Origin of the sequence: Phenylobacterium sp. CCH9-H3 (assembly GCF_001557235.1) — a bacterium.
In the GTDB taxonomy this organism is placed as follows: Bacteria; Pseudomonadota; Alphaproteobacteria; order Caulobacterales; family Caulobacteraceae; genus Phenylobacterium.
Window position 1 is genome coordinate 1 of record NZ_LSJI01000244.1, and the last position, 11244, is coordinate 11244.

An 11244-nucleotide genomic window follows, 5' to 3' on the forward strand; every position below is an offset into this window, starting at 1 on the left:
CCGCCCTCGTCGCCGCCACCGGCATCGGCTTCACCGCCGCCAAACTCACCACCCCCAAACCCTCGCCACCCGCTGAGGCGCCCGTAGGGGAGGGCGAAGCGGGTCACGCGGAAGGCGACGCCCACGCCGAAGAAGCCGGACATGCCGATGAAGCGCAGGACGCGGAGGTCGTCGCCATGGACGACGCCCGGATCAAGACGGCGGGCATACAGCTCCAGCCGGTGGCCGTCGGGGGGTTGGGCGCCGAGATCCGCGCCCAGGCCACCGTCGAGGCGGAGCCCTCCGGCCAGGCGGCGCTGACCGCCCGGGCCGCAGGATCCATCGCGCGGATCAACAAGCGCCTCGGCGATCCCGTGCGCGCCGGCGAGACCCTTGCCCTCGTGGAAAGCCGCGAAGCCGCCCAGATCGCGGCCGACCGGGCCACCGCGACCGCGCGCGCCGTCCTGGCGCGCAAGGTGGCGGCGCGCGAGCGGCGGCTGTACGAGCAGCGGGTTGGCGCACGCCAGGACCTGGAAGCCGCTCAAGCCTCCCTCGCAGCGGCCGAAGCCGAATCGCGCCGCGCGGTCGCGGCGGCGGGGGCTGCCGACATCTCCCCGGACGGGCGCTATGTGCGCGTGGTCAGCCCGATCAACGGTCGGGTAACGGCGATGTCCGTCAGCCTGGGCGCGTTCGTGCAGCCCGAGACGGAACTCTTCCGCATCGCCGATCCGAACCGTATCCAGGTCGAGGCCGCCGTGCCGGCGCTTGACGCCCAGCGTGTGCAGCCGGGCGACAAGGCCATCATCGAAACCAGCGGCGGGACGGCGGTCAGCGCTGTCGTTCGCTCCGCGACGCCCGCCGTCGACGAGCAGACCCGCGCCGCGACCGTTGTGTTGACCCCGACGGGGCCGCTCGCGGATTTGCGGCCCGGCCAGTTGGTGCAAGTGCGGATCACGTCCGCCCGCGCCGCCACGCGCGCCATCGTCGTGCCCGACGAGGCGATCCAGACGGTGGAGGGGCGCTCCGTCGTCTTCGTCCGCACGCCCAAGGGGTTCCGCGCGCAGCCGATCACCGCCGGGCAGCGCACCGGCGGCCGGGCTGAAATCCTGGAGGGCTTGCGCCCTGGCGACGTGATCGCCGCGTCGAACGCCTTCGTGCTGAAGGCGGAACTCGGGAAGGGCGAGGCGGAACATGGCCACTAAGTCGAACAAGCTGAACAGGAAGCAGGTGGCGTCATGATCGGCCGCATATTGGACCTCTCGGTCCGCTTCCGCTGGACCGTCGTCGCCCTCGTCGCCCTGGTGGCCGCATTCGGGCTCTACAATCTCATTCGGCTGCCGATCGACGCGGTGCCGGACATCACCAACAAGCAGGTGCAGATCAATACGGTCGCCCCGGCCTTGGCCCCGGCCGAGATCGAGAAACTTGTGACCTATCCCGTCGAAACCGCGATGGCGGGGATCCCGGGGCTGCAGAGCACGCGCTCTATTTCGCGCAACGGCTTCAGCCAGGTGACCGTCGTCTTCACCGAGCGCACGGACATCTACTTCGCCCGGCAGCAGGTGGCCGAACGGCTCATCCAGGCCGGCGAGAGCCTACCCGAAGGCGCCCAGCCGATGATGGGCCCGATTTCCACCGGCCTTGGCGAAGTGCTGATGTGGACCGTCGAGTACGAGCATCCCGGCGGTCGCGGCGCGCCGCGGCGGAATGGCCAGCCGGGTTGGCAGGCCGACGGCGCCTACCTGACCGCGACTGGAGAGCGTCTTGCCGACTCGGTCGCCCAGGCGGCCTACTTGCGGGAAGTCCAGGACTGGATCGTCCGGCCGCAGATGCGCAGCGTCCCGGGTGTCGCCGGCGTCGACTCCATCGGCGGCTACGACAAGCAGTTCGTGGTCACCCCCAACCCCACGCGCCTCGCCGCCTACGGCGTATCGTTTTCCGACCTCTCCCGCGCCCTTGAGGCCGCCAATCTGACGGTGGGCGCCAATTTCGTGGAGCGCGCCGGTGAGGCTTTCCTGGTCCGCACCGACGCTCGGGTGCGCACGGCCGATGAGATCGCGCGCGCCGTGGTGGCCACCCGCGGCGGCGTCGCCATCGCGGTGCGCGACGTGGCCGAGGTCAAGATCGGCGGAGCCCTGCGCACCGGCGCCGGCTCGGAGAATGGCGAAGAGGTGGTCGTCGGGACGGTGTTGATGCTCACGGGCGAGAACAGCCGGACAGTGGCGCGGGCGTCTGCGGAGCAGCTGCAGGAGATTGCCAAGACCATGCCACCGGGCGTCCGCCTGCAGGTGGTCTACGACCGCTCCAAGCTCGTCAACGCAACGATTAAGACCGTCGAGAAGAATCTCGCCGAAGGCGCCTTGCTGGTCATCGTCGTGCTCTTCCTGTTGCTCGGCAACTTCCGCGCCGCGCTCATCACGGCGCTGGTGATCCCGGTGTCGATGTTGATGACGGCCATCGGCATGAACCGATTAGGCGTCTCGGGAAACTTGATGAGCCTCGGGGCGCTCGACTTTGGGCTCATCGTCGATGGCGCCGTGATCATCGTGGAGAACAGCCTGCGTCGACTGGCCGAACGGCAGCACCACGAAGGGCGCCTGCTGACCCTGCAGGAGCGCCTTGGAGAGACCCGGGAGGCGGCTCGCGAGATGATCCAGCCCACGGTCTACGGCCAGGCGATCATTCTTCTGGTCTACGCGCCGCTGCTGACCTTCACCGGGGTGGAAGGCAAGACCTTCTCACCCATGGCGATCACCGTGATGCTCGCCCTAGCGGCGGCCTTCGTGCTGTCGCTCACCTTCGTGCCGGCCATGATCGCGCTCCTGATCCGCGGCAAGGTGGCCGAAAAGGAAGTCCGGCCAATCCGGTGGGCAAAGGCGCGCTACGAGCCGCTGCTTCGCAAGACGATCGCGCGGCCCTTGCCGGTCATCCTCGCGTCCGCCGCGGTGTTCGTCGCGGCCGGCGTGGTGTTCAGCTTCCTCGGCCGCGAGTTCGCGCCGCAGCTGGATGAGAAGGATATGGCCGTCCAGGCGTTGCGCATCCCGTCCACCTCGCTGGAGCAGTCCCTGCGGATGCAGCGGCAGGTGGAGCGGGTGATCGCGAGCTTCCCGGAGGTCGCCTACGTCTACTCAAAGACCGGCACGGCGGAGGTCGCAAGCGACCCGATGCCCCCGAACGCCTCGGATAGCTTCATCATCCTGAAACCCCAGGAGGAATGGCCGGACAAGGGCGAGTCGAAGGCCGAGCTGGTCAAGCGGATGGAGGAGAAGCTCGAGGGCCTCACAGGCAACGTCTTCGAGTTCACCCAGCCCATCCAGATGCGCTTCAACGAGCTCATCGCGGGCGTTAGGGGCGACGTCGCCATCAAGATCTATGGCGATGACCTGGACGCGCTCGCCCTGACCGCGGGTCAGGTCGCCAGCGTTCTTCAGACTGTTCCGGGAGCCGCAGACGTCAAGGCCGAACAGACAAGCGGCTTTCCGACCCTGGACATCACAGTCGACCGTGATGCGATCGGCCGCCTCGGCCTGACCGTGGAAGAGGTGGCCGACACCGTCGCTGTGGCCATGGGCGGCCGGGAGTCGGGGCTGGTGTTCCAAGGCGACCGCCGATTCGACATCGTCGTGCGGCTGCCGAACGTCATCCGCAACGACCTCGAGGCCGTGGCCGCGCTGCCGGTGCTCCTGCCGGACGCCGGCGGCGGCATGCGGCAGTCGGTGCCGCTGCGGGACGTGGCGCGGTTCACCTATTCCGAGGGGCTGAACCAGGTGAGCCGTGAGAACGGAAAGCGCCGGGTGGTGGTGCAGGCGAACGTCCGGGGCAACGACCTGGGCTCCTTCGTGGCCGAAGCGCAGCGCAAGGTCGCCAGCGAGGTGAAGCTTCCTCCCGGCGCCTGGGTCGAGTGGGGCGGGCAGTATGAGAACCTCAAGGCCGCGCAAGGGCGCCTGGCTCTCGTCGTGCCGCTCTGTTTCCTGCTGATCTTCGCGCTTCTTTACATGGCGCTAGGCGGGGTGAAGCCGGCGCTCGGCGTCTTCTCGGCCATTCCGCTCGCCCTGGCCGGCGGGGTGTTCGCCCTGGCCGCGCGGGGCATGCCGTTCTCGGTCTCCGCCGCCGTGGGGTTCATCGCCTTGTCCGGGGTGGCGGTTCTGAACGGCCTGGTGATGATGACGGCCATCCGGCAGCGACTGGAGAGGGGGGCCTCTCTGGATCACGCCATCGTCGACGGGGCGATGGAGCGGCTGCGCCCGGTGCTGATGACCGGGCTCGTCGCGTCCCTCGGGTTTGTGCCGATGGCGCTTGCGACGGAAACGGGCGCGGAGGTCCAGCGGCCGCTCGCCACCGTGGTCATCGGTGGACTGGTGACGGCGACGGCCCTGACCCTGTTCGTCCTGCCGGCCATCTGTCGCCTGATCTTGCGACCGACCACGCGCTGATGGCCCGCGCGCGCGCCGTGTCCGGCTTCATCTAGGAAGCCGGACACGGGGGTGATCGAGAGCCTCTATCGGGGCAAAACGGCGCGGGCGGCGCGGTGCGCATGCTCGTCAGGACTGGCCCACACGAGATACAATGCGCCCCCCAACACGATGAGCGAGAAGACGAAGAGGAGCACGGCTCCACGACTGACCGTCTGCCGCATACCTGGGGATCGCCTTCACTTGGTGCTTCGTTGAGTCTGCGGCGCCCAGGCGCCGATCACAAGCTTCCACGGACGAGACCGACGGAGGTCCGCGCAATGTTGACACGTCGCAAGGCGAGCTATCGCAGGCGGTCGTATACGCAGACGTCCCGAGCATAGCCGCGGGACGCGACAGCGCTGACAGGAGGCGAGCGATGACCTATGCCGATATCGTGGTGGATGCCACCCCCAGCCCGACGGTCCGTCAGACCCTGGAGGTCGCGGCCGAGTTCGTCGAGGCATATGGCGGTCGCCTCTCGGTCGCCGCGTTCGCTTGGCCGCGAACCTCGCTAGTGAACGAAGCGCTCCTTGGGAGCGCCGGCGGCCCTCAGCTTCAAGCCTTGGCATTTGGCGAGGCCCTCGAGAGCACGCAGGCAATCCACAGCGAGGTCTTCGCCGGCCGCCAGGTCGCCACCGACTGGTGCTCGGGCATCTCTGATCCGAATCTGATCCTCAACGAACATCTGCTCGCAGCTGACCTCGCGATCCTCGGCGCGTCGGCGGGCGGACAGTTTGCGACGGTCGACCCCACCGAGCTCTCCGCCCGCTCCGGAGCCCCGGTTCTGCAGATCGGATCGGTCCGGCCGCGGCCGCCGTTTCGGCACGCCCTGGTCGCGTGGAAGGACGGCCGGGAAGCCCGGCGGTCCGTCCATGAGGCGCTTCCGCTTTTGAGACGCGCCGAGCGGGTCGTCGTCCTTGGCGTCGGAGACGAGGCCAGAAGTGAACGCCTGGCGCAGGTCGCCAGACATCTTGCGCGACACCAGGTCGCCGCAACTCATCTTCACCTCTCCAAGAGCGCCGCTGGCGTCTGCGCACAAATCCTGCAGCACGCCGAAACCGAAGGGTGTGATCTCCTGGTGAGCGGAGCCTACAGCCGGCCTCGGTACAGCGAGAGGGTCTTTGGCGGCGTCACGCGGGAGCTTGTGCGGGGCCTCCCAATGGCCTGGCTTCTGGCGCACTGAGATTCGGCCGCGGAAACCTCCCGCGGGCGCCTTGTGCAAAGAAGCCTCCGTCTCTGCTGCACGGCCCCTCTAACCTGCGCCCGCGCTAGGCGCCTGCCTTCTTCCGCGCCGCGCGACGCTGGCGCCGGTTCAGCGGCTTCCCGTCCTGTGGCGGCGCCGCAGACCGACCGCGTCCCGCCAAGGCGGCGCCCCACGCCTCGTAGTAGGGTTTGAGCCGCTCGATCTTGAACTTGTGCTTGAACGCGATCTGCGCCAGCCAGCCCGTGAAGCGGACACCATGGCGAACCCGGACCCCTTGTTCGACGGGCTCGAGCTCGATCCACCGTCGTTCCCGAAACCCGATCCAGCCGATCGTGAATTCCAGACGCATTGGCGCGTCGAATACGGTGATCCGGGCCGGGACTGACTTTCGGGCCACATTGCCCCAGTTCACCGAGAAACGGACTTTGGCGCCACCCTTCGCCTCCCCCTCGATCGTCTGGTAAGGGTTCCAACTCGGGTATTGGTCGAAACTGATCAGGCGACGCCAAATCACCTGCGCCGGCTGACGGATGATGAGCTCGGTGGAATAGGCGATCTCGTTCATCGGCCAGACTCCAGAACGGCACGATGACGTGCGACCGCGTCGACTGTAGGGAACGCCGCTGCAGGCCGCAAACCAGCCGGGCGTCGTCGATCCATCGCCGATGGCCGGATCTTCCGACCGTCTTGCCAGGACCTCCTTAAAGTTGCGGCCTGTTCAATGGGTGGGCGCCCTAGGCCCGCATTTAGCGGTTCGGAGGCGTGCTCCTGGGCATCAGGATCACCTGGGCTCCGGACCGCCGCACTGGCGCACCAGAGCGAGCCCGCGCGGGGGCCTCGCTTCGCGACCTCTCCGGACCAAAGCAGACGAGGCGCAAGGCGCGGGTTTCGGCGTTCATCGCCGGGGGCCGCCACGCTTCTCGGCTGTATGTCGTGCCGGCGTATTCGCCAGTCCAGGTGCGCCGGGTTGTCTGGACAGACCGGAGTTCCTGGCTCTTGCAGTCGAAGTCCAACGTCACCTCGAGCTTCGTGACCGTGCGCCCGGCCTCCAATTCTGGTTCCCGCAACTCCACGAAACCCTGGACGCGTTGGTAGCCATGACGATGATGATCGTGTTTGGACTCCATCTCCAACGCCAGCGCACCTTGGTCGGTGGCGCCCACCGAAGTCAGCGCATCCGGCTCCTGGGCGTGAACGAGGCCTGGCAGAAGCGCCAGCAGGGGCAGGAGCAGGAGTTTGCGAGCGTCTCGAACCACGGCGCAGTTCCTCTGCAACGGCTCTTTGCCCCCGATCGACAAGAGCGCCAACCAAGAAGACCACGAGAGCGCCCGCGATAGAAGACAGTGAATGGAGGGCGCGTCGCGAGCGGTTCGTCACCGCCGGTGAGCTACACCACACCTAGGGCCGGCACGCCCCGCTAGGGCGAGACCTGTCAGTCCGGCGACGAGCAGCAGTCCGATTGGGGTGCGTCATCCCCCTTAACATGAGGCGTTCGCTTCCAAGCGGCGCAACATTGAATGAAACGACTTGTTCGGATGCCCGCTGCTCGCTCATCCTCCAGACCGCGAAGGCTGGCAGAGTTAGGTTGACGCCATCGGCACGATCCGTGCGTTCATCACCCGCGCCGCAGGTGCGATCAACGAGAGCGAGAGCAAAGATAGATGGGCGCTGGGCACGACCACGCAGACGCAAACACCAACAGCCGTAGGCTGGCGATCGCCCTGGCGCTGACCAGCACCTTCCTGATCGCCGAGGTGGTGGCGGGCTTCGTCTTCAACAGCCTAGCGCTGCTATCGGACGCGGCGCATATGTTCACCGACGCCGCGGCGCTCGCGATCGCCTTGGCCGCCATCCGGATCGGCGCGCGCAAGCCCGACGATCGCCGCACCTTCGGCTACCGGCGATTCGAGATCCTGGCCGCCGCATTCAATGCGATCCTGCTGTTCGGCGTAGCGATCTACGTGCTGGTAGAGGGAATTCGGCGAATCCTTGAGCCCGAGGCCGTGCAATCGACCGGCATGCTGATCGTCGCGGTGCTGGGCCTCGTGATCAACTTGGTGTCGATGCGCCTGCTATCGGGGGGCAAGGACAAGAGTCTCAACGTGAAGGGCGCCTATCTTGAGGTGTGGGCCGACATGCTCGGCTCGCTCGGCGTCATTGTCGGGGCCCTTGTGATCCGCGTAACCGGTTGGCCCTGGGTCGATCCGATCGTGGCCATCGCGATCGGACTGTGGGTGCTGCCACGGACCTGGATTCTGCTGCGCGACAGCACGAACATCCTGCTTGAGAGTGCGCCCCGCGGTATGGTGCTTGCCGAAATCCGCAAGGTCATCGCTGGAACGCCGGGTGTCGCAGGCGTTCATGACCTGCACGTCTGGGTCACCGGCGCGGACCAGACGAGCGCTTCGGCTCACGTGGTGCTGGTCGATGGCGCGGAGGCTGAAGACGTCCGCCTGGCTGTGTCGGCGCGTCTGCGCGACGACTACAAGCTCGAGCACATCACCTTGCAGACAGAGCGCATCCCCTGTGAGGATTCAGCTATCGCGCACCTCTAGGCTAAACGCTCACGCGAAGCTTGGGGCGTGGCACATCCTTCGGGATCCCTCGCGCGCGCCGCTTGCGCCGTGCGAAATAGCGGCTAGCTAGAGCCGACCCGCGTCCACCGCCACCCTACTCGGGCGCCGGGCCCAGGATCCTGGGGCGGAGGTTCTCCTGGACCGCGCGCGCATCGAAGGCGACCGGATCATCCGCGGGCTTCGCGCCGCGGCCCATCACGATCTCAGCAGTGGCCTCGAACTTCTGGATGGTCTGCACGTCCATCTGGCTGGCGAAAAATGGGCTGCCCATGTGAGGATGCCAACTGCTCCAGCCGTGCCCTCCGTGATAACGCCACGTCGGCGCGAAGTGTCCAAAGCGGGACCCGTACCACGACCTGTAGAACGGGTCGGTCTGCGGATCGCTACGGGTTTGCTTATCCGTCCGGCGATCGGCGATGGCGAACCAGTCGTAGCCTTGTGCCTGAGTTAGCTCAGCCGCCCGGAACAGGAGGTAGCTCTCCACCGTCTCGCGGGACGTTAGGCTGTTGCCGGCAAACGTCACCCGCCAACGGTTTGGTTCCAGGCGCTGCTCGGCATATCCGCCGCTGGCCTTTTGGCGCGGGAGGTTCGGCTGATAGGGCGTGGCCGTCGCACAAGCGCTGAGGATCGCGACGCTCAGCAAAAAGACAAGCGTCTTCCCAATGGACGCTAGCGGCTTCGTCTGCGTCATGAGTTCGCGCTTTCGGTTCTGCCGATCCTACCTGACACTACACACGCGCGGGCCTTATCGACAGACCGTCGTCCAGTCGTCGATTCAGTACGCTGATCGAGCCGCCCGACATGAAGCAGCCGCAACAGGCCTACGAAGCCAACCTGAACGTCCTCGAAGATGCGATGGAAGAAAGGACGTCGAATCTCCTAAAGCGCTGACGCTTCGCATGTCCGAGGATGAAACCCCACATGGCTGCGCAAGCAGCTCTCCCGCACGACGCAACTCGCCAACGATGTTAAACGGAGCCCTCAATGAGGAGGCACGCGCCCGCACCCATTTGTGAGACGCGGCCGGGGCGACCGAGCTGGAACAAGGGAGGGCCGAATCCGCCCGGCTTGAACGCCCGCTGATAGACCGACCTTGCAACCTCAGCCTGCGACCTACTCATCCGGGGAACGGACGCAGCTCTCCATCCGGTCGCTGCAACAGCACTTCGACTGGCCGTCCGGCGCCTTTGGCAGCGCTGGCGAACCTAAGAGCCGCTTCCTCGGCGTCCACCTGGTAGGCGTAGCTACCCATCGAGCCGGCGTCGGAGATGACGCGCCAACCGGCCTGGTGCCGCACGATGGCGATGGAAATGGGCATCTGTTGTGTAGCCATATTCTGCCTCCGGTTCAGAGCAGGAGGGGATCCGACTTGCCAATGGCGTGCATCGCGACCGCGCAGCCAGGGAACAGGGACGCGGCCAGCGAGCATGGAGAGCGGTTCGTTGGCGACGTGTGCGCCTAAAACCACTGGGCCTCAATAGTGGCGGTGATGTGATCTACACGCGTCTCGCGCCGACGTCGACGCCTCCATCGGTCCGCCGAACCACGTTCGAAGATTCGGGCCGACATCGGAAACCCGGAGGCGGCGCCGAGCCTTGCCCGCAGGCGGCGCGTCTGCTCTTTGATGGGCATGTTCTTCCTCACGACGGGGCGCGCCGCTCACGAGACGACCCGTCGCCGCGTGGTCGGCGCCGGACGGCTATGCCCATCGGGGATGCGCTAAGCGATGCCGGGAATGCACGCCGAGGCGCATGTCGCCGTGCCGCCGGAGCGGGTTTGGGAGCTGCTCATCTGCTTCGAGGACTACCCCTTGTGGACACGCGCCCTGGCGCTGTCCGGCAAGCTGAAGCCCCACGCGCCCGTCGACTATGTCGTTCCGCTCGCTCGCCCGGCCGGACCGATCCGCCGGCTTGCGCTCCCGTGCGAGGTTACGCGCCTGACGCCAGGGCGTAGCCTGGCGCTGTCTTTCGGGTGGCCCGGCATTATACGCTACGAACTCAGCTTCGAGCTGGAGCGCGACGGGGACGGCAGCCGGCTGCGCCACGGAATTGAGGCTCAGAGCTTCTTGAGTCGCGTGATCGAGGGGCGGCTGCAGCGGCTGCTGAAGCGTCCCTTCGAAACCTTCGTCAACGATGTGCGCCATCGCTTGGCAGCCCCGGCCGCGCCGAAGCCGAAGCCCCCGAGGGCCGGGAAATCCAGAGTGCCCCGAAACCTCCCGCCGCCGAAGAGGGGTCGGCGACGGTAGGCCTGCCCGGGGCAGCCCCAATGCGCCACTGACCTCAGGCTATCTCGGGCAGAATCTCTCACCGCACGAGGTATGCGAGGAGGTCGGCGAGGCCCAGGTTGAAGATGTTGGCGGCGATCTCCCAAATGCTTGGGTGTCGTATCTCCTGCAGCCTCAAATCGGGCTAGATGAACGGGAGGTGACGTACAGCGTTCTCCGGAGGTTCAGGCCCCAAAGTCCATGATGCCTGATCGCCGCGGGCCTTCGCCCCGCGGCAGAGGAGTGGTTCCCATGAAGTACCTCATTGCCGCCGCGGCGGCGCTTTCGGTCCTCGGAGCCTCGGCCGCCATGGCGCAGCCCTACAGCTACGGCGGTCAGCAAGGCTACTACGATCAGCAGCCCTACTATGGCCAGCAGCCCTACTATGGCCAGCAGCAGCCCTACCGCGGCCAAGCCTACGACGATCGCGGCTACGGCGCGCCATACGGCTACGCTCAGCCCTACGCGGGTCGTGGCTATGCCTATGGCGGTCCAGCCTACAACGGCGGGCACGACGGCGCGCGCGCCCACAACTACAGCTACCGCAACGACCGGCACGTTCGCCGGGACCGCCATCATGTCGCTTTCCGCGCGCGCTACGATCGCCACCACTAAGTCGTTTGGCTTGATCCGGGACGCTCCGCCCGCGCGGGCGGGGCGTCTCCAAGGAGTACGAGCGCAGCGCCACCTATGGGCCCCCCAAACGCCCCCTCCAGGAACCGCCAGGCGTCTGCTGGTGACGGGGAGCGATTCTCACGGCGGTGGGCC

At 66.9% G+C, this 11244-nt stretch carries 9 protein-coding genes; 6 read left to right on the plus strand and 3 right to left on the minus strand.

Annotated features, from left to right (window positions below; translation table 11 throughout):
- The 3 genes from AX721_RS21405 to AX721_RS21415 form a co-directional block, all read left to right on the plus strand.
- On the plus strand, positions 1–1181 hold a 1181-nt coding region (locus AX721_RS21405; protein WP_068878002.1), incomplete at its 5' end, for an efflux RND transporter periplasmic adaptor subunit.
- 33 nt (positions 1182–1214) lie between these two features.
- Complete coding sequence (locus AX721_RS21410; protein ID WP_068878003.1) at positions 1215–4412, plus strand: efflux RND transporter permease subunit; 3198 nt, start codon at positions 1215–1217, stop codon at positions 4410–4412.
- Between the two features lie 397 nt (positions 4413–4809).
- Positions 4810–5616 (plus strand): universal stress protein, encoded by an 807-nt coding sequence (locus AX721_RS21415; RefSeq protein ID WP_068878004.1) that lies wholly within the window; start codon positions 4810–4812, stop codon positions 5614–5616.
- A gap of 85 nt (positions 5617–5701) precedes the next feature.
- Here AX721_RS21415 and AX721_RS21420 read toward each other — a convergent pair whose 3' ends face one another.
- On the minus strand, positions 5702–6202 hold the full coding sequence (locus AX721_RS21420; RefSeq protein WP_068878005.1) for an SRPBCC domain-containing protein: 501 nt from the start codon (positions 6200–6202) through the stop codon (positions 5702–5704).
- Between the two features lie 1096 nt (positions 6203–7298).
- Between AX721_RS21420 and AX721_RS21430 the strand changes: the two genes are divergently transcribed.
- Positions 7299–8192 (plus strand): cation diffusion facilitator family transporter, encoded by an 894-nt coding sequence (locus AX721_RS21430; RefSeq protein ID WP_068878007.1) that lies wholly within the window; start codon positions 7299–7301, stop codon positions 8190–8192.
- A 115-nt stretch (positions 8193–8307) separates the two neighbouring features.
- On the opposite strand, the gene AX721_RS21435 is transcribed toward AX721_RS21430, so the two are convergent.
- Together AX721_RS21435 and AX721_RS21440 are read right to left on the minus strand one after the other, a co-directional pair.
- Positions 8308–8904: a hypothetical protein gene (locus tag AX721_RS21435; RefSeq protein ID WP_068878008.1), complete on the minus strand. Its 597-nt coding sequence runs from the start codon at positions 8902–8904 to the stop codon at positions 8308–8310.
- Positions 8905–9330: 426 nt separating this feature from the next.
- Positions 9331–9546 carry a hypothetical protein gene (locus tag AX721_RS21440; RefSeq protein WP_068878009.1) on the minus strand — a complete coding sequence of 72 codons (216 nt, stop codon included), beginning with the start codon at positions 9544–9546 and terminating at the stop codon, positions 9331–9333.
- 402 nt (positions 9547–9948) lie between these two features.
- On the opposite strand from AX721_RS21440, the gene AX721_RS21445 reads away from it, so the two are divergent.
- Together AX721_RS21445 and AX721_RS21450 are read left to right on the plus strand one after the other, a co-directional pair.
- The gene (locus AX721_RS21445; RefSeq protein ID WP_068878010.1) at positions 9949–10458 is read left to right on the plus strand and encodes an SRPBCC family protein; all 510 of its coding nucleotides are present in this window, start codon (positions 9949–9951) and stop codon (positions 10456–10458) included.
- Between the two features lie 270 nt (positions 10459–10728).
- On the plus strand, positions 10729–11091 hold the full coding sequence (locus tag AX721_RS21450; RefSeq protein ID WP_068878011.1) for a hypothetical protein: 363 nt from the start codon (positions 10729–10731) through the stop codon (positions 11089–11091).
- Positions 11092–11244: the final 153 nt, after the last annotated feature.